Origin of the sequence: Actinoplanes philippinensis, assembly GCF_900113015.1 — a bacterium.
Taxonomy (GTDB): Bacteria; Actinomycetota; Actinomycetes; order Mycobacteriales; family Micromonosporaceae; genus Actinoplanes; species Actinoplanes philippinensis.
The window spans coordinates 79,208-100,692 of sequence record NZ_FONV01000010.1; the positions used below are offsets into that span (position 1 = coordinate 79,208).

General features: G+C 69.9%; 20 protein-coding genes. 11 read left to right on the plus strand and 9 right to left on the minus strand.

Annotated features, from left to right (window positions below; all coding sequences use genetic code 11):
- The first annotated feature begins 97 nt into the window (after window positions 1–97).
- On the plus strand, window positions 98–823 hold the full coding sequence (locus BM290_RS26260; protein WP_093618573.1) for a TIGR03089 family protein: 726 nt from the start codon (window positions 98–100) through the stop codon (window positions 821–823).
- Here BM290_RS26260 and BM290_RS26265 read toward each other — a convergent pair.
- Both BM290_RS26265 and BM290_RS26270 read right to left on the minus strand, forming a co-directional pair.
- Window positions 804–2,762, minus strand: coding sequence for an acetoacetate--CoA ligase (locus BM290_RS26265; protein WP_093618902.1), 1,959 nt, complete (start codon window positions 2,760–2,762; stop codon window positions 804–806). The two genes, BM290_RS26260 and BM290_RS26265, sit on opposite strands and share 20 nt — an antisense overlap.
- Before the next feature lie 20 nt (window positions 2,763–2,782).
- Window positions 2,783–3,307 (minus strand): acyl-CoA thioesterase, encoded by a 525-nt coding sequence (locus tag BM290_RS26270; RefSeq protein WP_093618574.1) that lies wholly within the window; start codon window positions 3,305–3,307, stop codon window positions 2,783–2,785.
- Window positions 3,308–3,352: 45 nt separating this feature from the next.
- Between BM290_RS26270 and BM290_RS48620 the strand changes: the two genes are divergently transcribed.
- Window positions 3,353–5,239, plus strand: coding sequence for a hypothetical protein (locus BM290_RS48620; RefSeq protein ID WP_093618575.1), 1,887 nt, complete (start codon window positions 3,353–3,355; stop codon window positions 5,237–5,239).
- Window positions 5,240–5,330: 91 nt separating this feature from the next.
- Here the strand turns inward: BM290_RS48620 and BM290_RS26280 are convergent, their stop codons facing one another.
- From BM290_RS26280 to BM290_RS26290, 3 genes are read right to left on the minus strand one after another with little or no spacing between them, the layout of a single operon-like run.
- Window positions 5,331–7,172 carry an RICIN domain-containing protein gene (locus BM290_RS26280; RefSeq protein ID WP_093618576.1) on the minus strand — a complete coding sequence of 614 codons (1,842 nt, stop codon included), beginning with the start codon at window positions 7,170–7,172 and terminating at the stop codon, window positions 5,331–5,333.
- A 33-nt stretch (window positions 7,173–7,205) separates the two neighbouring features.
- Window positions 7,206–8,273, minus strand: coding sequence for a LacI family DNA-binding transcriptional regulator (locus BM290_RS26285; protein WP_093618577.1), 1,068 nt, complete (start codon window positions 8,271–8,273; stop codon window positions 7,206–7,208).
- Entirely contained in the window at window positions 8,270–8,518 is a 249-nt protein-coding gene (locus tag BM290_RS26290) for a hypothetical protein (protein ID WP_203779512.1), read from the minus strand. Before BM290_RS26290 ends, BM290_RS26285 begins: the two co-directional genes overlap by 4 nt.
- Window positions 8,519–8,675: 157 nt before the next feature.
- Between BM290_RS26290 and BM290_RS26295 the strand changes: the two genes are divergently transcribed.
- Entirely contained in the window at window positions 8,676–8,888 is a 213-nt protein-coding gene (locus BM290_RS26295) for a hypothetical protein (protein ID WP_093618578.1), read from the plus strand.
- A 95-nt stretch (window positions 8,889–8,983) separates the two neighbouring features.
- On the opposite strand, the gene BM290_RS26300 is transcribed toward BM290_RS26295, so the two are convergent.
- Window positions 8,984–9,733 carry a hypothetical protein gene (locus tag BM290_RS26300; RefSeq protein ID WP_093618579.1) on the minus strand — a complete coding sequence of 250 codons (750 nt, stop codon included), beginning with the start codon at window positions 9,731–9,733 and terminating at the stop codon, window positions 8,984–8,986.
- A gap of 467 nt (window positions 9,734–10,200) precedes the next feature.
- Here BM290_RS26300 and BM290_RS26305 point away from each other — a divergent pair, with 467 nt between their 5' ends.
- Window positions 10,201–10,488, plus strand: a complete 288-nt coding sequence (locus BM290_RS26305; RefSeq protein WP_093618580.1) for a hypothetical protein — start codon at window positions 10,201–10,203, stop codon at window positions 10,486–10,488.
- Window positions 10,489–10,511: 23 nt separating this feature from the next.
- Here BM290_RS26305 and BM290_RS26310 read toward each other — a convergent pair whose 3' ends face one another.
- Window positions 10,512–11,072 carry a DivIVA domain-containing protein gene (locus tag BM290_RS26310; protein WP_143133971.1) on the minus strand — a complete coding sequence of 187 codons (561 nt, stop codon included), beginning with the start codon at window positions 11,070–11,072 and terminating at the stop codon, window positions 10,512–10,514.
- 567 nt (window positions 11,073–11,639) lie between these two features.
- On the opposite strand from BM290_RS26310, the gene BM290_RS26315 reads away from it, so the two are divergent.
- Window positions 11,640–11,957: a hypothetical protein gene (locus tag BM290_RS26315; protein WP_143133972.1), complete on the plus strand. Its 318-nt coding sequence runs from the start codon at window positions 11,640–11,642 to the stop codon at window positions 11,955–11,957.
- 44 nt (window positions 11,958–12,001) lie between these two features.
- Window positions 12,002–12,442, plus strand: a complete 441-nt coding sequence (locus tag BM290_RS26320) for a ribosomal maturation YjgA family protein (protein ID WP_093618583.1) — start codon at window positions 12,002–12,004, stop codon at window positions 12,440–12,442.
- Here the strand turns inward: BM290_RS26320 and BM290_RS26325 are convergent.
- Complete coding sequence (locus BM290_RS26325) at window positions 12,423–15,785, minus strand: CARDB domain-containing protein (RefSeq protein ID WP_093618584.1); 3,363 nt, start codon at window positions 15,783–15,785, stop codon at window positions 12,423–12,425. The two genes, BM290_RS26320 and BM290_RS26325, sit on opposite strands and share 20 nt — an antisense overlap.
- Before the next feature lie 239 nt (window positions 15,786–16,024).
- On the opposite strand from BM290_RS26325, the gene BM290_RS26330 reads away from it, so the two are divergent.
- From BM290_RS26330 to BM290_RS26345, 5 genes are all read left to right on the plus strand, one after another.
- A complete protein-coding gene (locus BM290_RS26330; protein WP_093618585.1) occupies window positions 16,025–16,789 on the plus strand; it encodes a hypothetical protein in 765 nt (254 codons plus the stop codon).
- A 115-nt stretch (window positions 16,790–16,904) separates the two neighbouring features.
- On the plus strand, window positions 16,905–17,216 hold the full coding sequence (locus tag BM290_RS26335; protein ID WP_093618586.1) for a type VII secretion target: 312 nt from the start codon (window positions 16,905–16,907) through the stop codon (window positions 17,214–17,216).
- The gene (locus tag BM290_RS50070) at window positions 17,216–17,554 is read left to right on the plus strand and encodes a hypothetical protein (protein WP_239143726.1); all 339 of its coding nucleotides are present in this window, start codon (window positions 17,216–17,218) and stop codon (window positions 17,552–17,554) included. Before BM290_RS26335 ends, BM290_RS50070 begins: the two co-directional genes overlap by 1 nt.
- Window positions 17,555–17,577: 23 nt before the next feature.
- Entirely contained in the window at window positions 17,578–19,530 is a 1,953-nt protein-coding gene (locus tag BM290_RS26340) for a hypothetical protein (protein WP_239143725.1), read from the plus strand.
- 6 nt (window positions 19,531–19,536) lie between these two features.
- Window positions 19,537–20,196: a hypothetical protein gene (locus BM290_RS26345; protein ID WP_239143724.1), complete on the plus strand. Its 660-nt coding sequence runs from the start codon at window positions 19,537–19,539 to the stop codon at window positions 20,194–20,196.
- A 96-nt stretch (window positions 20,197–20,292) separates the two neighbouring features.
- Here the strand turns inward: BM290_RS26345 and BM290_RS26350 are convergent, their stop codons facing one another.
- On the minus strand, window positions 20,293–21,444 hold the full coding sequence (locus BM290_RS26350; RefSeq protein ID WP_093618587.1) for an acyl-CoA dehydrogenase family protein: 1,152 nt from the start codon (window positions 21,442–21,444) through the stop codon (window positions 20,293–20,295).
- Window positions 21,445–21,485: the final 41 nt, after the last annotated feature.

Consider the following 21,485-nt stretch of genomic DNA (forward strand, 5'->3'; position numbering starts at 1 on the left):
CGCCGGGAAGGCTTCGGGCAGGTGTCCGCGACACTGCCGATCGTTGGGGCCCTTTGTGAGGCCATCACTGTGCGTGATCCGCCTACGCTGTAAAGCGATGAACACGACGATCCCGCAGGTTTTCGCGAAAGCGGTCGCGCGCGACCCGGCCGCTCCGCTGCTGACCTGGTATGACGATGCCACCGGCGACCGGACCGAGCTGTCCGGGACGACCCTGGACAACTGGGTGGCGAAGACCGCGAACCTGCTGGTCGACGGGGTCGGCCTGGGCCACGGCGACACGGTGGCCCTGCTGCTGCCGCCGCACTGGCAGACCGCGGCGCTGCTGCTCGGTGTGTCGGCCGCCGGGCTGGCCGCCGATCTGGGTGGCGACCCGCAGCCGGTCGAGGCGCTCTTCACCACGCCCGAGCTGGTGGAGCGGGCGGCCGGCTGGGCCACCCTCGACCGGTATGCGACGGGCCTGCTCCCGCTGGCCATGCCGCTGCGCACGCCGCCCGAGGGGTATGCCGACTACGTCACCGAGGTCCGCAACCACGGCGACCACTTCCGCGGCGAGCCGGTCGGAGCCGCCGACCGGGCGCTCGCCGGATACGTCGAGCTGAGCCACCAGGACGTCGTCGAGGCGGCTCTGGAGCGGGCCACCGAGCTCGGCATCACGGCCGGCGCCCGGGTGCTGATCGACACCGCCTTCTACCCGGACGCCAACGACTGGCTGCTGGCCCCGCTCGCGGCCGGCGCGTCGATCGTGCTCTGCGCCAACCTGGACACGTCGAAGACCGAGGCCCGGGCCGCCACCGAGAAGGTCACTCTGACGCTGGCGTGACCCGCTCGGCGTAAAGGGCGGCGAAGGCGTTCAGGGAGTCCGGGTTGGCCAGGGCGCCCTTGGCCGCCGCCGACTCGACCGGGGTGCCGGTGAGGATCCGCTTCACCGGCACCTCCAGCTTCTTGCCGGACAGGGTGCGCGGCAGTGCGCCGACCTGATAGGCGGCGTCCGGCACGTGGCGGGGCGAGAGGGCGCCGCGCAACTCCTTCGCGATCCGCGCGCGCAACGCGTCGTCGAGGTCGGCGTCCTCGGCGAGCACCAGGAAGAGCAGCAGCTCACCGTTCGGGTCGTCCGGTTTGTCGAGATGCACCACGAGTGAGTCGGCGACCTCCGGCAGCCCCTCGACGACCGAGTAGAACTCGGCGGTGCCGAGCCGCACGCCGCCCCGGTTCAGGGTGGCGTCCGACCGGCCGGTGATCACGCAGCTGCCGTCGTGGCCGACGGTGATCCAGTCGCCGTGACGCCAGACGCCGGGGAAGACGTCGAAGTAGGCCTCGCGATATCGGGAGCCGTCGTGGTCGTTCCAGAAGCCGACCGGCATGCTCGGCATCGGCGCCGTGATCACCAGCTCGCCCAGCTCACCGACGACGGGCCGGGCCAGCGGGTCGTACGCCTCCACGCGCGCCCCCAGCGCACGACAGGTGATCACCCCGGCCCGGACCGGCAGCAGCGGCACTCCCCCGACGAAACCGGTGCACACGTCCGTGCCGCCGGAGAGCGAGACCAGATGCACGTCGGGACTGACCGCCTCGTACACCCAGGCCCAGCCCTCCGACGGCAGCGGCGCGCCGGTCGAGCCGAGGCCCTTGAGCGGCTTCCGCGGGGTGAGCCCGGCCTTGCGGCAGGCCAGCAGGAACGGCGCCGACGTGCCGAAGTAGGTGATGCCCGCCGTGTCGACCAGGTCCCACAGGGCGTCCAGCGACGGCCAGCCCGGGTTGCCGTCGAAGAGCACGATCGCCGCGCCCACGGCCGGGCCGCTGGCCAGGTAGTTCCACATCATCCAGCCGGTGGTGGTGAACCAGAAGAACCGGTCGCCCGGCCCCAGATCGTGGTGCAGCGCCAGGATCTTGAGGTGCTCCAGCAGGATGCCGCCGTGGCCGTGCACGATCGGCTTGGGCAGACCGGTGGTGCCGGAGCTGTAGAGCACGTAGAGCGGCTGGTCGAACGGCACCGGCTCGAACGCCATCGGATCGTCGCCGCTCAGGGAGGCCCAGTCGCCGCCCGGATGCAGGTAGCCGATGGTGACCACGTGCTCGATCGACGGGATGGCCGCCCGGATCGTGTCGATCTCCCCGCGCCGGTCGACGTCCTTGTCGCCGTACCGGTAGCCGTCGGTCGCGACCAGCACCTTCGGCTCGATCTGGATCCACCTGTCGATCACGCTGCGGGCGCCGAACTCCGGCGCGCACGACGAGAACACCGCGCCGAGACTCGCGGTCGCGAGCATCAGCACATATGTCTCCGGGATGTTCGGCGCATAGGCCGCGACCCGGTCACCCTTCCCGACACCGCGGGCCTTCAGCCCGGCACGCACCCTCCGGACCTCTTCCCGCAGGCCGCGGGCGGTCAGGGCGATCGGTTCCCGAGATTGGGAGTACGCGTGAACGACCGTCTCGTCGTCGGCGATCCCCGGCATGCGCAGCACGTTCTCGGCGTAGTTGAGCGTGGCTCCGGGGAACCAGCGCGCCCCCGGCATGCCGGACGACTCCAGCACGGCCGTCGCCGGAGTGTGCGCCACCACCCCCGACCAGTCCCAGATGGACTGCCAGAAGGCCGGCAGGTCGGTGACGGACCACTGCCACAGGGCCGCGTAGTCGGCGAAGGAGAGGCCCCGCTCGGACTCCAGCCACGCGAGATAACGCCCGATCCGGGACGTCTCCCGGATGTCCGCCGGCGGCTCCCACAGCACTGTGCCCGCCGTCACCACACCTGTCGTCATCACCACACCTTAACGGTGGGTCAGCCGGCCGCCGAGTGATGTTCGGCCCGCGCCCGCTGGATCGCCGCACGCCGGGCCAGCCGGTGGTCACGGCGGATCATCGCCTCGGTGAAACGGCGTTTGTCCTCGTCGTCGGCGGGCAGCACGGGCGGCACCCGGCGCGGGTTGCCGGCCGCGTCCACGGCCACGAACACCAGATAGGCGGTGGCCACCGGCAGCGGCTCCGGGCCGACCTCGTCCCAGCGCTCGGCGGCCAGCTTCACCCCCACCTCCATCGAGGTGCTGCCGGTCCAGTTGATCTGCGCGTACGCGTGCACCAGGTCACCCACCCGGACCGGCTCCAGGAAGACGATCTCGTCGATCGCGGCGGTGACCGCGGTGCCGCCACTGTGCCGGGCCGCGGCCGCGCCGGCCACGTCGTCCACGAACTTCATCAGCACGCCGCCGTGCACGGTCCCGTAGAGGTTCACGTCGACGGCCGTCATGATCCGGCTCAGAGTAACCCGGGACAGGGCGGTCGGCCGGCCGGGATGCTGTTCTTCCATAGCCGGTACGGTAGTTCTTGCCGGTGCCGGGTACCGTGCCGGATCATGCGTCACCTCAGGTCGATCTTCTACGCACTCGTGCTGGCCCCGTGCATCTGGGTGCTCCTCGCCGTCGGGTTCACCGACGACCTGAGCAGTCGCGGCCGGGACTTCTTCGCCGCCGAGTCGGTCAGCGGGCTCCTGCTGCTGATCTTCGGCGGCATCCTCTTCTCGATCCTCGCCGCCGGGCCGGTCTCCCCCGCCGGGCCGGTCCTCGCCGGGGTCGTCTACCTCGGCGTCACCCTCTGGGCGTTCAACTCCCCCGGGGCGTATGCGGACCTATGGCCCCCGGCGATCGCCAAGGAGGGCTTCGACCTCAGCCGCCCCGGGTACGGCCTGGCCGCGGTGCTGTCGATCCCGCTCATCCTCACCGCGCTGAGCGCCCGCCGCTGGGCCCGCTACGAGCCGCCGGTGCTGCCGATCATCGGCGAGATCGGCCGCTTCCGCGGCGCGGCGAAGGTGGCCGGCACCCCGGTCGCCGCCGAGCAGACCACGGTCATCCGCACCGGCATCCCGGCCGACCCGACCGTCGCGCTGAACCGCGTCCCGCCGGCCCCGCTGCGCGCCGACCGCACCGAGGTGGTCGCGAACAACGACCGCACCGTCTTCGTCACCCAGCCCCAGTCGCCGGCCGCCCCGAAGCCGGCGCCCCGGACACCCGAGCCGGAACCCACCACTGTCCTCCCGCTCGGCGCCTCCGAACCGACCGTCGTCACCGGCGCGGGCCTCGCCCCCGGCGGCGACGAACCGACCGTGGTGAGCGGCTTCGGCCTGGCCGAGCCCACCCGCAAGCCGGCGGCTGCCGCAACCCCGGCCAGCGGCTCCGCTTCGGTCGCCGCGACCCCGGCCAAACCCGCAACCACGCCCGCCACCGCCGCACCGGTCAGCGGCTCCGCTTCGGTCGCCGCGACCCCGGCCAAACCCGCAACCACGCCCGCCACCGCCGCACCGGTCAGCGGTTCGGCTTCGGTCGCCGGGGCGCCCGCAAAGCCCGCAGCCACCCCCGCGCCGGCCAGTGGTTCAGCCTCCGTCGCGGCCGCCCCGGCCAAACCCGCAACCGTCCCTGCGCCGGCCACCGGCTCTGCTTCGGTCGCCGCAACCCCGGCGAGCGGCTCAGCCTCCGTCACGGCCACGCCGGCCAAACCCGCAACCGTCCCTGCGCCGGCCACCGGCTCTGCTTCGGTCGCCGCAACCCCGGCGAGCGGCTCAGCCTCCGTCACGGCCGCCCCGGCCAAACCCGCCACCGCGGCCCCGGCCAGCAGTGCGGCCTCAGGCTCTGCGAAGTTTGCGAGCGGCTCGGCGTCGGTCACGCCCAAGCCGGCGGCGCCGTCCGCCTCGACCTCGGCGGGTGCCGCGCCCACCGAACCGGCGAGCGGCTCGGCCTCGGTCGCGCCCGCGACGGCCTCGGCCCCACCGGCCGCCGCAACCATCACACCTGCGAAGCCCGCGGCGGCCTCGGCGCCGGTTTCCCCCGCCCCGGCCACCGGCTCGGCAGCCGTCACGCCGGCCAAACCCGCAACGCCCTCCGATGCACCCGCCACTGCCTCGGCGAGTGTCCCGGCCACCAAACCGGCGACAGGTTCCGCCTCACCCGCCGCCTCGGCGAGTGTCCCGCCCGCCAAACCGGCGACGGCCGCCGTGCCCGTCACCGCGACGCCCTCGACCACTCCCGCCGAACCCCAGGCGGAAAAGGACGAGAAGCCCTCGGCGAAGGACGACGCGGACCAGGACAAGACCACGCTGCTGTCGGCTCCCGCCGAGGCCTCGAAGCCGGTGGACGAGCCGACCGCCCTGGTCACGACGCCGAGCGACGAAACCGAGCCGCTGAAGCTGCCGGCCGAGCCGGTCGCCGTGATCCCGGCCCAGCGTCGCCCGCCGACGATCGAATCCTGACCTTCGCACGACCCCGAGAAGGGCGGACGCCACGTGGCGTCCGCCCTTCCTCGTCAGTGCGGGCCCGGCCCCGTTGACCCCTGAAGCCCGGCTAGTTGAGGGCCCACTTCTGGTTGGCGCCGGTGGTGCAGGTCCAGATCTGCAGGCGGGCGCCGTCGGCGGAGCTGTTGCCGGTCACGTCGAGGCACTTGCCGGAGTACGTGTTGACCAGCCGCTGCGAGCTGTCGAGCGTCCACTTCTGGGAGGTGCCGGTGTGGCAGTCCCAGAGGTGGGCGACGGTGCCGTCGGCGTTGCTCGGGCCGCTGATGTCGAGGCACTTGCCGAGCGAGCGCAGCGTGCCGTCACCGGGGCGGCTCCACTGCTGGGCCGCGGTGCCGTTGCACCCGTACAGCTGAATCGCCGTGCCGTTGGTGTTGACGGCCCCCGCCACGTCGACGCATTTGCCGGCCAGGCCGGTGATGGTCCCGCCGGGCGCCGGGGTTCCGGTTCCGGACCAGGTGAAGGTCGCTGTGGTACGGGCGGGCAGTGTGTAGACGAAGGACTGCGATCCCCAGTTGACCCGCACCGACTGGCTGCTCGTGCCGCCGTTGTGGGCGATCAGGGCCTTGCCGCCGTCCGGGTTGCGCCAGGCCACGTTCTGCACCGCGGTGTTGTTGGAGGCGATCCGCACCGCGCCGGGCTTGACGAACTTGGTGAGGTGGCCGGTCGTGTAGTACTCGATGGTGTAGTCGACCTGGCCGGCCCGGGAGCCACCCTCCTGCACGGTGATCAGGCCGGTGCAGGTGCCGCAGCCGCCGTTGTGCGGGCCCATGCTCTGGTTGAGCGCGAGACTCCACTTGACGACGCTGCTGCTCCAGTTGCGGGTGTAGTTGACGATGTCGGCCATGTCCTCGTTGTGCTGGTTGGTGATCCAGGTGCCGCCGGAGTGTTCGGTGCTGAACTGCCGTACCGCCGGGTACGCGTCGTGCACCTGCGAGCCGACGATCGGGTCACCGGCGTAGCCGTGCCAGGCGATGCCGCCGAAGAGCGGGTCGTTGCGGACCCCGGCGTCGGCGAGGATCGCGGCGCCGAAGTTCGCGTAGTCGCCGTAGTTCCAGTCGTGGATCAGCACCTTGGTGGTGATGCCGGCCGCGCGGAACGCCGGGTAGACGAAGTTCTTGGTGAACTCGACCAGCCCGGCCGGGTTCCAGCTCATGCCCGGGTAGTTCATCGCCGTCGGGTTCGAGGCCTGGCAGCAGTTCGGCTCGTTCTGCACCGAGATGTAGTTGATCGGCACACCCGCGGCCTGGTAGCTCTGGATGTACTTGACCAGGTACTGGGCGTAGGTGGGGTAGTGCTCCCACTTGAGCCAGCCCATCTGGTCCATCCGGCCGTTGTCCTTCATCCAGCCGGGCGCGCTCCACGGCACACCCTTCACCCGCAGCGCCGGGTTGAGCTGCCGGGCCTGCTGGGTGAGCAGGCGCACGTTCGTGTCGTACCCGTTGGCGCCGAAGTCGTTGAGATCGCAGCAGGTGTCGTCGAGCGAGACGTTGCCGGGCCGGGACAGGTCGGAGGCGCCGATCGGGTTGCGCACGAACGACAGCCCGATGCCGTCGGTGGGGCTGAACAGCTTCGACATGACCTGGTCGCGGGTGGCGGCGCTGATCGGGCCGCCACGCAGCAGGTAGGCGGTGGTGTCGGTGATCGACGCGCCGGCGCCCTCGAAGGTCTGGTAGGTGGTGCCCTCGTCGACGGTGATGGTCTGGTTCGCGCTGCCGCCGGCCGGGCCGAAGGCGATGGACGCCTGCTGCGCCAGGCCGCGGGTCACGGTCCGGCCGCCGCTGTCCGAGGTGGTGGTGAGGTAGACGTTGACGGTTTCTCCGGCGGCGTAGGCCGGTGCGCTCAGCGAGGCGGCGCCGATCAGGGCCGCCGTGAGCAACGCGGTCTTTCTCATGGCTGGAAGGAAACCTTCAATAATTTGTACGGGTCAATGCATCCGTGTTACGGAATGGCGCGCGGCGGTTCCGGAACCATGAAACACGTCAGGAATCGGCCCGGTGGACTCCCGGACCACGAGCTCGGTCGCCAGCTCCACGTGCAACGCGTCGAGCCGGTGCCCGCCGAGCATCCGCAGCAGCAGGTGCACGGCCATCCGGCCCATCTCCTCCAGCGGCTGCCGGACCGTCGTGAGCCTCGGCCGGCACGCCTGTCCCAGCTCGATGTCGTCGAACCCGGCCACCGAGAGGTCGTCCGGCACGCGCAGCCCCCGCTCGGCGGCCGCGTGCAGTGCCCCGATCGCCATCTTGTCGTTGAACGCCACCAGCGCGGTCGGCCGGTCCGGCAGGTCCAGCAGCTCGGCGGCGGCTCGGTGGCCCAGCTCGACGGTGGGCTCGGCGACGAACCGGATCAGCTCCGGCGCCGGCAGCACCCCGGCGTCGGCGAGCGGCGCGAGATAGCCGGCGAACCGGTTCTCCCCGGCCAGCCAGTCGCGCGGGCCGCCGGCGATGCCGATCCGGCGGTGCCCGAGATCGATCAGGTGGGTGGTGAGCTGCCGGGCGCCGGAGAAGTGCGCCGCGGACACCGCCGCGAGATTCCGGGGCGGCGGGGTACGGGGATCGAGCACCACGAAGGGGAAGCCGCGGTCCCGCAGCCGGGCCAGCTCGGCCCCCGGCTCCGGCGGCAGGATCAGGATCGCCCCGGCCACGTCGCGGCGCCCGGTCAGCGCGGTCAGCACGTGGTCCTGCTGGGCGGCGACGCCCGCGTTCAGGATCACCTGCAGGCCGTGCGGCTCGAGCGCCTCGGTGACCGCGGAGACGATCAGCCCGAAGTAGTCGGTGAGCAGGTAGGGGCAGCGCAGGTAGATGCCGGTGGCCCGCTCGCCACGCCGGCGGGGCGCCTTCTGGCCGAGCTCCCCCATGGCGGCGAGCACGCGCTCCCGGGTGTGCGGCGCGACGTTGGCGCGCCCGTTCAGCACCCGGGACACCGTCGCGATGGACAGGCCGGTCCGGGCGGCGACATCCCGTACCGTCGCTCTTGTTTCATCGCTCTGTTTCATCGGGCGGACGATACGGGTTCCTTCGTGCGCGCGGTGCGCCAGCGGACCACCGACCCGTAGAGGAACATCGCGGCCAGGATGCCGGGCCCGCAGTGCACCGCCAGCACGCCGGCGAGGCTGGGGCCGCCCCAGTCGTTCGCATAGGTGGACGGATCGGTCACGTCGATGACGAACGGCTCGGCCACCGCCCGCACGACGAAGAACAGCGCCACGACGACGCCGAGCATTCTGAGCAGCAGGTTCATGTCTTCGACGGTAGGAAGCGGCCGTCGGCGCCGCATCGGGTGGATCCCCGATGCGGCCCGTAATCCCCGGGACCACGGGACGGCTCGGATGATCGGCGGAACGGTCTGCACCGAAAGCCCCGTCCGATACGCCGTATCGAAAAACTAAGGTAATCGGATGCCGACCGACAGCAGCGTCCTACAGATCATCGGTTGCACCATGATCTCGGCCCTGGCCTCTTATGCCGGGGGCCGTTTCCATCAATGGTACAAATTGGGTCTGGACCGTGACCGCTCTTTTCGAGAAGGCTACCGGCACGGTTATCAGACGCTGTTCCCGCTCGTTTCCCGGCCCGCCGAGGAGTTCTCTCCGGAAACGTCCCGGGATTGATCACGCCGGGGCGGACACGACAGGAAAGCCGTACCCGCCCCGGCGCGGTCACACGCACCGCAGGGTCATGAAGCAGCCGTCGCGCATCCCCCCTTTCAGCGCGAGCCGTGGCCGCCGCGGACCGGCGTGCTCGTGCTCGTGCTCGGGCTCGGGCTCACCGGGGTGCTGGGGGCCGACGGCTTCGCCGTGCCGAATCCGGACCGGTCCCCGGGCTTGTCGCCGGGACGGTCGCCGGGCTTGCCGGGCTGCCGCTCCGCGGGGCGCCCGTAGTCACGCCCGTGGTCGCGTCCGTAGTCACCACCGTGGTCGCGCCCGTAGTCGTTCCCGTGGTCCGGGCGGCCCTGGCCGGGACGGTCGTAGTCCGGGCGGCCATGGTCCGGGCGGTCGTGCCCCTTGCCGTGACCAGGGCGGTTGTAGCGCGGGTAGTAGGGGTGCACGTAACCCGGGCGGCCCGGGCGGAACTGTCCCACCCACGTCGGGCGGTACTGGACCGGGAACTCACAGACGGCGCTCAGCGGAACAGCGAATCCGAGGCGGTCCCAGTCGTCGTAGCTGGCCGCCTGCAGCGCCCAGGCGCCGCGGCGGAGGCCCACCCGCACCGGGGCGCACTTGTGGACGTCCCAGTAGGCGTTGCGCTCACCGAACCGGCCGGACCGCTGGCACGCCTTGGCCGTCCGGTAGTAGCCGGCGATCTGCACGCCCTCACGCAGCTGGATCTGACGCGGCCCCGGGTTGGTGGCCGGCGCGCTGTCGACGGGAGCCGCCTGAACCGGCCCGGCCCCGACCGCCAGCGCGGTGAGAAGACCGAATCCACCCATGGTCATCATCCGGGCGAGCTTTTTCATCGCAATTCCTTCCGACGGGCTTTGGTCGTGCCTTTCGGGATGGAAAACACGATTGACGCCACGCCGGATGTCGATCGGGCGGATATTGCCGGACGCCGGACCGGCCTTCGACGGCCATCCGTTCAGTGGACCGCGCCGGTGAGACCCGCCGATAGACGAGCGGAATTCACGACAACCGGCGCGGTCCGCCGTTCCGATCGGCCGTCACCTACCTGACGTAGGGCGCCCGGTCGGTACCTGTCACCTTCCCGCCGAGCCCCGCTCGTCCGTCCGGCCATCCACCGGCGGCTGAAATCACGACGGCCACTTGGCCACACGTCGGCCGATCCGTGTCGCCCCTCCCCCGAAATAGTTCACACAAGGGTATTTCGGCACCTTGCACGACGGCGGTTCGGCTGGTAGTCGGCCCCCGCGCGTAGAAAATAGACGTTCCTGATGCAGGCCGACATTTCTGGCAGGTTGTTCCCATGCACGAAGTCGATACCACCCTGCCGGCTCGCTGGCGAGCGGCGTACAAGGCGGCGCTGGCGCTGCTGGAGAGCGACCAGCCGTACAGCGATCCGTCGGATCCCGTCGCGCGCGCCCGGGTGCAGCGCGCACGCACCGACACGCGCCGGTGGATCCGCATGCAGAAGCTGCTCGCCCAGGCCGGCGGGCTCTCTCCGGTCCAGCGGTTCTTCGTCGACCAGATCCCGGACAACTGGCGCGAGATCGACCTGCAGCGTCAGCGGCGCCTGCGCAACCGGCGGGACTGACACCACCCCGGCGGCCGGCCGCCTCAACTCGGCCCGATCTCGTCGGCGAAGCCGCCGGACAGCTGCTCCCCCATGCCCGGCACGTCCATGGCCTGCGGATGTTCAGCCCAGAGCGCCCGCAGCTGGCTCTGCAGGAACAGCGTGATCCGGTGCCGGAAGTCGTGATCGAAGACGGCCAGGTTCTCGACCTGCCGCTGCAGCGCCTCCCGTTTGATCGACAGGCCGCCGACGGCGTCCTCGTACCGCTGCTGCGCCTGGAGCCGTAACTGCTCGGCGTAGACGGAACCGTTGGACACGATGCGCTCGGCCTCGGCCCGCGCGTCGGACAGGAGCCGGTCGGCCTCGGTGCGCACCTCGTCGGCGTACGTCTGCGCCTCCGTGAGGATCCGGTCGGCGCGGGCCTGCGCCTCGGCCACGTGGTCGTCGGCGGTGCGCTGAGCCAGAGCCAGGATCGCGATCGCACGGTCCGACGGCGCCGGTTGGGGCTCGGGATCGGGAGCCGGCTGGTGTGCCGTCGACGCCTGGTAGACGGTGACGCCGTCGGCCTCGCGGCGATGCAGCATCACCTCGGTCTCCATGATCACGACGGACACCCTTCGCCTGCGAGAGACGGCACGGAACCGGTCGTACCGGCGTCTTGAGACATCCGTGGGAACCTTTCTCGGATCAGGAGGCCGGGGTGGAGACCCGTCGGCCGCGACCGGGTGATTCCCTTTAAATCGTTCGGAAACGGTCAAAGGAAGCAAATCCTTGTCCGACCGTTCGCATGAACCTGAGCCTTTTCTCACTCGTTCGGTCTCCCTCAGCCGGGCCACGGCACCCCTCGATCAGCGGCGGAAACCGACGATCAGACCGCGCGGCCGGGGCCATTCGGGCGACCGTAATCGTCGGCCACCGCGGGAGAGGAGATCATTCACGTCACCGGGACGAAACCACCGGAGAATTGGGCCGATCGGGTATTCGCGGACGCTCGTTCTGCCGTCAACGGTGGACCCTCGACTGACATCCCCCGTCGTCGGCGATGAGTTTCCTGTGCTGAGAGACGAGTTTCGGCGAATTCGAAATTCGATGATCCGCTATCCGGGAAACGTACCACCAAGGATGGAAGTCATGAAAGAAGGTAATGCCGCGGAACACTCGGCGGGTGAATCATGACAGCGCCCGGCAACTACCACATGTACTTCCTCCTCACCCTGGCCATCGTGATGTCCACCGGTTACGCGGTCGGCCGCATCCACCAGTGGCACCGGCACGGGGTGGAGCGTGACGAGGCGTACCGCGTCGGATATGACGAGGCGTCCCGGTCGATCATGCGATTGATGAGTGACCCGAACCGGGCCTGCCGATCGCTGAGCAGCACCACCGCCCGGCTCGCCGCGGGCCCGTACGCCTCCCGGGACACCGACCCCGCGCCCGGCCATCGGTTCCCGGTCAACCAGCGCCGCCTGTATCCGGCCCACCGGAGCTGAGCCGGCCCCGATCGGACTTCCGGTCGCCGCCTACGATCGCGGCCATGTCGATCAGCCACCGGCGGTTGCGCCTCGCGATGCTCGGGGCCGTGCTCGGATTCCTGGCCGCCGCCCTCGCCATCCGCGCGGTGGCGCCCCTCGGCGGCCTGGTGGAACAGTCCTCCGGCACCACCCTCTACGCGTCGATGATCTGGGCCGGCGTGCGTCTGACGGCTCCCCGGCTCGGCCCGTTCGCGGTCGGTGGCGTCGCCCTGGCCTGGTGCTGGGGCGCCGAGGTCTTCCAGCTCACCGGGATCCCGGCGGCGCTGTCCGCGGAGAGCCTGATCGCCCGGCTCGTGCTCGGCGCGGCATTCGACCCGGTCGACCTGATCTGGTATCCGGTCGGCGTGGTCCCACTGGTCATCGCGCACCGGTGGGCCCGCCGACGGACGGCGGAGGCCGCGGGCGGACCCGCGGCCTCCTCGATCAGCGCCCGGAGATGGTGAACTGCGAGCCCGGCTGGATCACGACGTCGCCGTCGGCCGAACCGGTGATCTGGACGTTCGACAGCACCGCGTTGCCGCGGGCCCCGCTCATCGCCAGGATCCCCGCGCCGTTGTTCGACCTGTCGATGCGCACGTTCGTGACGGCGACGTCCGGCATGTTGCCGCCGCCGTTCTTGAACTGGATGCCGTCATAGGTCGAGTCGACGATGTCGGTGTCCCGGATGGTGACGCCGGTGATGTCCTTGGTGGACGGGAACAGCGTGATCGCGCCGAACTCCTGGTCCTCGTTCCAGAACGCCCCGCCGGTCCGGTGGAGCCCGTTGTTGGCCAGCAGCGTGGTGCCGGAGAACGGCAGGGGGCTGTGGTCGGTGGCCAGCATGATGCCCGGGTAGTTCGCGGTGTCGTACACCAGATTGTTCTCGGCGCTGTTGTTGTGACCCCCGTAGATGGCGATGCCGTTCGCCCGCCACGGCAGCTGGACGGTGTTGTTCAGGAAGTGGTCGTCGTGGTTGATGTCGACGTTCTGATCCTTGACGTACGGGTTGGCCCAGATCGCCAGCGCGTCGTCACCGGTGGTCCGGAACGAGGAGTTGAACACGCGCGAGTTCCGGGTGCCGTTGGAGAAGTTGATGCCGTCGGCGTACGTGTTCCGGATCCGCATGCCGGTGAACTCCACGCCGTCACCCGGGTTCCAGTAGGCGGGCGTGTCCGAGTAGTCACGGCCGACCCAGGCGCCCACGTTGACGTGCTCGATCCACACGTTGCTGATCTTCGTGTTCTTCCCGAACCGGCCGTTGAGCCCGTGCCCGCGGTTGGCCCGGTTCTGCGTGTTGCCGAAGATCGCCAGGTCGGAGATCTGGGTGTTGTCGTCGATGTCGAAGCCGACGTTGCCCTCGTGCGGATGGTTGATGTTTCCGGTCACCTGGTGCGGCTGGGTGTTGCTGTAGAGCCGGGTGTGCCACATGCCGGCGCCGCGGATCACGACGTTGCGGATGCCCTTCTGATTCCACTGACCGCGGGCCGGGTCCGGGGACAGGATCTTCTGCTCCTGGCGCCACTGGCCGGCCGGGATCCAGACGCAGGGGATCACGCCGTTCTCGTCGTCGGTCACGGCCCGCTGGATCGCGGCGGTGTCGTCGAGCCCGTCGTCGGCGACCGCGCCGTAACCGGTGATCGAGACGCAGCCGGACGGCTGGCTCAGCGCCGGTGCCACCTGCTCCAGGTCGATCAGGTCGATGATGTAGAAGCTCGCCGTGTCGCCCGAGTCGCGCTGGAGCTTGAACCGGGTGCCCGCCGGGTACGACTGTCCGAGCAGGGTGTTCGACTCGTCGAAGAGCCGCCGGGCGTCGGCCTGCGGGGTGTCGGACAGTGACTCGGTGTCGTCGGTGGTGCCGTACACCCAGCTGTTGCGCGAGCTCAGCGTCAGCTTCCGGCTGAACACGTCGTTCACGTACAGGCTGATCGTCCAGTCCTGGCCGCCGCCGCTCGCGGAGTCCGGCACCGAGTTGCGGACCACGATCGAGTTGGTCTGGTTGACCGAGGTGAACTCGACGAACTGTCCGGTGCTGTTCAGGCGTACCGACTGGCGTCCGCTGGACTCGCTGGCGAAGTTGGTGTGCCCGAACGTGCGCAGCGGATCGGCCTGCAGCAGCGTGCCCTGGTAACGGGCGGCCTCGGCCTCGTAGGAGACGTACGGCACGGCGGCGCCACGACCGACCACGATGGAGCGGGACAGCGTGTTGTTGTTCTCGTTCGTCTCGGTGATCACACCCGCCGAGTCGGCCGTCGCGACGGCGGTCGCGCCGCCGCTGACAGCGGTCCAGGTGCCGCCGATCGTCACGGTCGTGGTGGCGCCGGCCGCGATCGCCGGGGTGGCCCCGGTGAGGGTCGACGAGCCGACCGCCACCCGGGTGGTGCTGGCGCCCGCGTCGCTGATGCCCCGGTTCTGCACCGCGACGGTGAAGCTGACCACGGCGCCGGCCGCCGGATTGGCCGGCGTCAGGTTGATCGCGGTCACCTGCAGGTCCGGCCCCGGCGCCTGGCCGACGACGAGCTGGCCGGCCGCGGTGAAGGTGTTGTTGTCGTTGTTCGACTCGGCCACCGTGTTCGCCGGGTCGACCGTCGTCGACACGGTGTAACTGCCCTGCGGCCGGGTCCCGGCGTTGCCGGTGACGGTCGCCGAGGCGCCGGCCGCGAGCGCGGGCACGTCGGCGCGGGCCACGACGGTCCCGCCGATCTTGAAGTCCACACCGGTCGCCGCGGCGGTCACCGTGCCCGCGTTACGGACCGTGGCGGTCAGGGTGATCACGGACGTCTCGTTCGGGCTCGCCGGGCTCCACGTGGTCGAGGTGACGACCAGATCCGGCGCCGGCGCCCAGGCGCCGATCACCTGCAGCTCGGCGATCTGGCCTCCGGGCGCGCCGGTGTTGCTGAAGAGCTGCAGACGTACGTCCGAAGCCCGCCCGCTGACCGGGATGGTGACCGTGTTCTGGTTGCCCGACGGGCTGAACCCGTAGTCGGCGCGGGCCTTCAGCTCGGTGAAGGCGGTCGCGGTGCCGGCCCGCCCCTGCACCTGGATGCTCTGCGTCCGCGGACCCCAGGCGGTGTCCGGGTTGAGCTTGACGACCAGGCCGGTGACATCGGCGTCGGCGCCGAGCTTCACCGTCAGCGTCGACGGGAACCCGGCCGACTCCCAGTAGGTGCCGACGTTGCCGTCGTTGGCGTTGGCCGCCACGAAGGTGAAGACCGCCGAGGACGCCTCGACCGCGCGGCCCACCGCCAGGTTGCCGCCGGCCGGCGGGTCCGGATCGGGGTCTACCGGCCCGGCCGTACCGTAGATCTCCAGCTCGGCGAGCTGACCCGCCGGCCAGCCGGTGTTCGCGGTGATGTGCACCCGGACGTACCGGGTGGTCGCCGCGGTGAAGTTGATCGTGACGGTGTTGCCGGTGGCCGGGTTGAACACCCGTCCCGCCGACGCCGAGAGCGTGCCGAACGAGGAGCCGTCGGTGCTGCCCTGCACGCTCAGGGTCTGTGTGCGGGTGGCCCACGCGGACGCCGGCGGCAGCTTCAGCACGACCTGGTCGATCGCGGCCGTGCTGCCGAGGTCGACCTGGATCCACTGCGGGAAGACGTTGTTGGGGCTCTCCCAGTAGGAGTTCGGGTTGCCGTCGTTGACCGCGGACGCCGGCTGGGCCCCGAGGGCGCCGCTGGCGGAGACCGCCTTACCGATCGCGAGGTTGGGTCCACCGGCGGCGTGCGCGGCCACCGGGGCGAGACCGAGGACGGTCAGTCCGGCCGCGAGGGCCACGCTGACCAGCCGTCTGCTGAGGGATATCGGCTTCATGAGGTCCGTCCTGTCGGACCGGCGCAGGAGCCACCCAGCAGAGGGACGCCGCCACGCCGAGGGGGAAGGGATTCGGCAGTGCAAATTTTTCGTCACTCTGCTGACTTTTTGCGTGACGAGGCATTCAATGTTTCAGATATGTCATCGGTTCGTCAACGCTGTGCGTCCAGAACGTGCAGCGCCGTGGCTGGGCTTGGTGCGCGGCCCTACAGTCGGGCCACAGTGGCGAGAGGATCGGCATGTCGTTGGGCGACTACTTCGAGGTGCTGGCCTGGGGCACTGCTCTGGTGAGCGCCGGAATCGCCGTCCTCTGGGCGGCACGTGACCGCGCCGATCGCCGGACGGCCGCGGCCCGGGTCACGGCGGTGGAGATCGACCCGTACCACGCGATCGCCCGAACCGGCCGAACAGCCGACATGGACCGTGCGGCCGCGGCGGCGCTACTGCTCGACGGCCGGGTGCAGATCGACGCCGAGGGTTTGCTGTCGCTGCCCGCGGACGGCGGGCCGGACGTGCCGCCCGATCATCCGGTCGAGGTCGCCGTGCTGGACGCCCTCAGCCGGCGGGAGAAGCCGACCGCCCTCAGCGCGCTGACCGAGCGCCACAGCCGCTTCCTGGCCGAACAGGACACGAGGGCCGGGGTGCCGGAGTGGCTGCGCAGCAGATGGGCCCACCACAATCCCAGCGACCATCTGCAGATGGCGGCGGCCACGATCGCCCTGTTCCTGCCGTTCGCCTGGGCCGCCCCCATGCTGTGGGGCGAGCATCCGGACGGCCTGTTCGTGGGCGTCTTCGACTACTTCTTCCTGTCCCTGTTCCTCGGCCTGACACTGCTCAGCATCGTCGTGATGACCTGGCCCGAACGCCGCGACCACTTCCGGCCACATTTCACCCGCGTCCCACCACCACCGGCCCTGACAGCCATGGACGAGACCCGCACCCGCCGGCTCCGGACCAGCACCTTCCACACCGGCGCCAGCCACCACACCGCCGAACGGCGTTGACGCCGCAAGCAGCAGCGACGCGCCGAGGAGTGTGGACTCGCCCGGCGAACCGCGGCATCGATGTCGGCGTACGTTCCGGTGGAGACACCGATCGTGCGCGACGGGGAGGACATCGATGCAGCCGAGCCAGTTGGGCGTCGACGTGGTGGCCCTGCGCATCATGGGGTCCGATGTCGCCGCAGCCGCCGTGACGCTGCGTCAAGCCGTGAAGGCGGCCGGGGCGGGCCTCGCGCCCGCTGGTCAGCCCGGGTCCGCGGCCGGTACGGCAGCGCGCGCGGCGGAGACTGCGTGGATGGCGACCATGGACCGGATCACCGCCCGCGTGGACCGCCTCGGCCGAAAGATGACAGGCGCCGCCGACAGTTATCAGGGCGCCGATCAGGCCGGGGCGGACGAGTTTCGATACAGCGCATCGCAGGTGCTGTGATGAGTGAGCTGACGTTGCCGCTCCTGTTGTCGTTCGACGCCGGTCCGTGGCATGAGGCGGCGGACCGCTGGCAGCGGCTCGTGCAATCTGTCGACGATGCCACGGACCAGCTGATCAGTGGCGTTCGTGACCTCGCGTTCGCGTGGCCGGACGGGGCGGGCTCGGCCGCGACGTTTCAGGAGTCCACCGCCGCTCTCGGCGAGGTGGACAACACCTACGGCCCGGCGCGGCGCATCCAGCAGGCGATGGATCAGCATGCGTACGCGATGAGCGCGCTGCGCCAGCAGGCCGAGAGCATCGTCGAGGCCGCCCGGCAGGCCGGGCGCAGGACGACCTGACGGCCGGAGCCATCAACGACAACGTGCCGTCGGCTGGGTCTGGTTTCGGGACGAGCCCGCCCCACGCGATCGCCCGGGCACAGGAACTGGCCCGCAAGTTCATGAACCAGGGGTATGAGCCGACCGCTGCGGAGCTCGACGAGCTACGGGATCTCATCCGGACATACGGCGAGGATCGGGTCTTCGCCTTCGAGTTTCTCGACGATCTCGGGCCGAAGGGTCTGCTGGAGCTGACCGGCGCCTTGGCGACCTACCAGCTCGATCACCCCGGCAAGGATGTCGATGACGTGCTGTTCGACCGCGACCGGGCCGCCATGGTGCGGGATCTGCAGAACGGCCTCGGGAAGATGCTGGCCACCGCGACCGAGCCGGCCGGCACCTCGGGCGGGTTGCGGGGCGAGGACTACACGCGTGGCGAGTACGAGCTGTCCAGCCAGTGGGTTTCCGACCTGATGACGGCCGGACGCGGCCGGATGGACATCGGCGATCCGTCCAGCCCGATGCGGTACGTGGAGGGCGTCCACGGCTATCAGCTGCTTTCCCCGCTGCTGCACAACGGCGGCTTGGACCCCGGGTTCGTGGCCACCGTCGGCGGCGACATCGTCGACTTCGAGATGGAGCAGGGAAAGGGCAGCGACCTATGGAACGTGGGGCGCGGCGAGAACGTCCGCCTGGACTGGACCCAGGGCCACGACGACAACTCCCTGCCGGCCGGATACGACCCGGTCAACGCCCTGATGGACGGGCTGTCACGCAATGGCGAAGGCGCCCGTGACCTGTTCACCGGCGTCACCGAATCCTCCACCGATCCCCGAGCGCCGGACGGCGGCCGGCTGCCCCGCCTCGATTACCTGCTCACCGACCGGAACTGGGAAGCCGACCTCCCGGGCGGGCCCGGCTGGACGGCCGAGGCGCTGCAGCACGGGGAGGACTACCGGAAGAACGGCCTCGACGATCTCGGTGTCGCTCTCGAACGCGCCACGCTCGACCACCCCGGACCGGCCGCCCGGCACCTCGTCGAGGCGATCGTCTACGAGAGTTCCGTCGACGAGAAGGTCACGGGTGCTCAGGACGCCGACAGGGCGGAACACGCGAAGGGTAAGGAGTCCAACGAGTTCATGAAGACCGATGTGATTCCGCCGGAGATGCGTGACTCGATGGCCCGGATCATGTCGAGGTACATCGCCGACGTGAACGGCAACATTTCCGACGCCGACTACGGAACGCCGGACGCCATCGACGTCGACCGCCAGCAGCTGGTGCGGTTCCTCGCTGACATCGGCAAGGAGGAGGCCGCACACGACATCGTCGCCAGGGCCGAGGCCGGGTACGGCGCCGCCGCCTACGACTACGTCCTCTCCGGTAGGCAGAACCCGGACGCTGACCTGCGCGCCAACCTGGACGCCATGAAGGTCATCTCGCAAAACTACGGAGGGGTGATGGGTGCTCTCGATCTGGGGGCCGTCGAGGCGAAGATCGAGACCAGCGTGCAGCTGGACGAGAGGACCAACGCCGACATCGAGACCCGTTACAAGATCGTCGGCCCCCTGGTGGAGGGAGCCGTGGGCGCGACGGTCGCGAAGGTTCCCGGAGCAGGTGACCTGCTCAACGGATACGTCGAGCAGGCGCTGGAAGGCCTGGAGGAGTGGGAGAAGACCGACAGCAGCGGACAGACCCGCTACGAGGTCGGCGAGATACTCGGTGCCGGGCGCAACAGCGCGGTCGCCATCGCTGAAGCCGCGTTCTACGAGAGCGGCAAGCTTCCAGGGCTGGAATCCATGTTCCGAGACGGGAACGGTGGGATGAGGCCGATGAGTGAATTGATCGACGACGATTTCGCCAGCTGGCGAGAGTACAAGGCCACTATCGGCGTGGACACGGTGAGTACCGCCGCCACCGAGGCGGGCACCGCCTACCAGTTGGGCTACGACTGGGCGAAGTCCACCCTGACCCCGGACATGCCGAAGGGCGGTTGATCCCCAGTGAGACTGCGTGCTGCGGCGATCACCGCCGTGATGATCACCCTGATGGCGGCCGGTTGCACCGATAGCGAAAAGCCCAACAATGGGGGTACGCCGGTCGCCAGCAGGCCGAGTGCCGCCGCCTCGTCGATGACATTCGACGAGGCGTACCAGCAGGTGCCGATCGATGGCGTGGGGGATCTCAAGATCAACTGGGACCTACCGCAGGAGGCCGATGTCGACGAGGTTCTCGCGGCCAGGCGAGGCCTCACCCACGCCTACTGGCGATCGGAGGCGACCGACTGGACTCCGATCATGACGCTCGCACCGTTCCTGTTCACCGAACGGTACTACCAGCAGGTCCTCGCAGGGCTGGGGTCTTCAGGCGCCGGCGACCCGCTGATCGGCCCGATCTGGGTGAAACTCATGGGCGTCGAGAAGCTCGGCCCGGACCAGGCCAGAGTGACCTTCTGTACCGATATCGGCTGGTGGCACGAGGCGAGCAACACCAACCCGCAAATCCGCAAAGACCGGGCAAACCTGGAGTCGCTCGTCGTGGAGAACGTCCAGACCGGCGACGGCGAACGTCGCTGGCTTGCCGACCAGCGCTGGAACCCCGATGCCGACCGGAAGGCGAAGTACGGGGCGGATTGCACGAAATGGGCCCAGCACCAACCTTGACGGAACGTCAGAATTCTTGTCGGGCAATGCCGCCCGGCTGCTGACGGATCAGCACCCGGGCGACGGCGACAGCATCCCGGCACGCGGTCCCACGGCCTACTTGAGGAGCTGTCGTGCCATCACGATGCGCTGGACCTGATTGGTCCCTTCGTAGATCTGGGTGATCTTGGCGTCTCGCATCATGCGCTCGACCGGGTAGTCGCGGGTGTAGCCGTAACCGCCCAGGATCTGGACCGCGTCGGTGGTGATCTCCATGGCCACGTCGGAGGCGAAGCACTTCGCGGCCGCTCCGAAGTAGGTCAGGTCGGCGTCGCCGCGTTCGCTCTTGCCGGCCGCCGCGTACGTCAGCTGGCGGGCCGCCTCCAGCTTCATGCCCATGTCGGCGAGCATGAACTGCAGGCCCTGGAAGTCGGCGATCGCCTTGCCGAACTGTTTGCGCTCCTTCGCGTACCCCAGAGCGAAGTCGAGCGCGCCCTGCGCGATGCCGATGGCCTGGGCGGCGATGGTGACCCGGGTGTGGTCGAGGGTTTTCATCGCGGTGGCGAAGCCGGTGCCCTCCGCGCCGATGATCCGGTCGGCCGGGATGCGCACGTTGTCGAAGTAGACCTCGCGGGTCGGGGAGCCCTTGATGCCGAGCTTCTTCTCCGGGGCGCCGAAGCTGACGCCCGCGTCGGATTTCTCCACCACGAAGGCGGAGATGCCGCGGGAGCGGGCGGCCGGGTCGGTGACCGCGAAGACCGTGTAGTACTCGGAGACGCCGGCGTTGGTGATCCAGCGCTTCACGCCGTTGAGCACCCAGTGGTCGCCGTCGCGGACCGCGCGGGTGGTCATCGAGGCGGCGTCGGAGCCGGCCTCGGGCTCGGACAGGCAGTAGGAGAACATGCCCTCGCCGGCCGCGACCTTGCTCAGATACTTCTGCTTGAGCTCCTCGGAGGCCGCGATGATCAGCGGCATCGTGCCGAGCTTGTTGACCGCGGGGATCAGCGACGACGAGGCGCAGGCCCGGGCCACCTCCTCGATCACGATCGCGGTGGCGAGGGCGTCCGCGCCGGCGCCGCCGTACTCCACCGGGATGTGCGGGGCGTGGAAGTCCGAGGAACGCAGGGCGTCATACGACGCCTTGGGGAACTCACCCGTCTCGTCGGCCTCGGCGGCGTGCGGGGCGACCCGCGCGTCGCAGACCTCGCGCACGGCGGCGCGGATCGTCTCGTGGTCCTCCGGAAGCCGGTAGACGTCGAAATCAGCCATGCCCTTAACCTTCCCTAAGGTCGTCCCGGGGCAATGTTACC

What these genes read in the sequence shown, in the direction of transcription:
- BM290_RS26335 (WP_093618586.1), top strand. Translation starts at nt 16,905, where the DNA reads ATGCAGCCGAGCCAGTTGGGCGTCGACGTGGTGGCCCTGCGCATCATG.
- BM290_RS26350 (WP_093618587.1), bottom strand. Translation starts at nt 21,444, where the DNA reads ATGGCTGATTTCGACGTCTACCGGCTTCCGGAGGACCACGAGACGATC.
- BM290_RS48620 (WP_093618575.1), top strand. Translation starts at nt 3,353, where the DNA reads ATGCGTCACCTCAGGTCGATCTTCTACGCACTCGTGCTGGCCCCGTGC.
- BM290_RS26260 (WP_093618573.1), top strand. Translation starts at nt 98, where the DNA reads ATGAACACGACGATCCCGCAGGTTTTCGCGAAAGCGGTCGCGCGCGAC.
- BM290_RS26325 (WP_093618584.1), bottom strand. Translation starts at nt 15,785, where the DNA reads ATGAAGCCGATATCCCTCAGCAGACGGCTGGTCAGCGTGGCCCTCGCG.
- BM290_RS26330 (WP_093618585.1), top strand. Translation starts at nt 16,025, where the DNA reads ATGTCGTTGGGCGACTACTTCGAGGTGCTGGCCTGGGGCACTGCTCTG.
- BM290_RS26320 (WP_093618583.1), top strand. Translation starts at nt 12,002, where the DNA reads ATGTCGATCAGCCACCGGCGGTTGCGCCTCGCGATGCTCGGGGCCGTG.
- BM290_RS26295 (WP_093618578.1), top strand. Translation starts at nt 8,676, where the DNA reads ATGCCGACCGACAGCAGCGTCCTACAGATCATCGGTTGCACCATGATC.
- BM290_RS26315 (WP_143133972.1), top strand. Translation starts at nt 11,640, where the DNA reads ATGACAGCGCCCGGCAACTACCACATGTACTTCCTCCTCACCCTGGCC.
- BM290_RS26265 (WP_093618902.1), bottom strand. Translation starts at nt 2,762, where the DNA reads ATGACGACAGGTGTGGTGACGGCGGGCACAGTGCTGTGGGAGCCGCCG.
- BM290_RS26290 (WP_203779512.1), bottom strand. Translation starts at nt 8,518, where the DNA reads ATGAACCTGCTGCTCAGAATGCTCGGCGTCGTCGTGGCGCTGTTCTTC.
- BM290_RS26280 (WP_093618576.1), bottom strand. Translation starts at nt 7,172, where the DNA reads ATGAGAAAGACCGCGTTGCTCACGGCGGCCCTGATCGGCGCCGCCTCG.
- BM290_RS26305 (WP_093618580.1), top strand. Translation starts at nt 10,201, where the DNA reads ATGCACGAAGTCGATACCACCCTGCCGGCTCGCTGGCGAGCGGCGTAC.
- BM290_RS26270 (WP_093618574.1), bottom strand. Translation starts at nt 3,307, where the DNA reads ATGGAAGAACAGCATCCCGGCCGGCCGACCGCCCTGTCCCGGGTTACT.
- BM290_RS26285 (WP_093618577.1), bottom strand. Translation starts at nt 8,273, where the DNA reads ATGAAACAGAGCGATGAAACAAGAGCGACGGTACGGGATGTCGCCGCC.
- BM290_RS50070 (WP_239143726.1), top strand. Translation starts at nt 17,216, where the DNA reads ATGAGTGAGCTGACGTTGCCGCTCCTGTTGTCGTTCGACGCCGGTCCG.
- BM290_RS26300 (WP_093618579.1), bottom strand. Translation starts at nt 9,733, where the DNA reads ATGAAAAAGCTCGCCCGGATGATGACCATGGGTGGATTCGGTCTTCTC.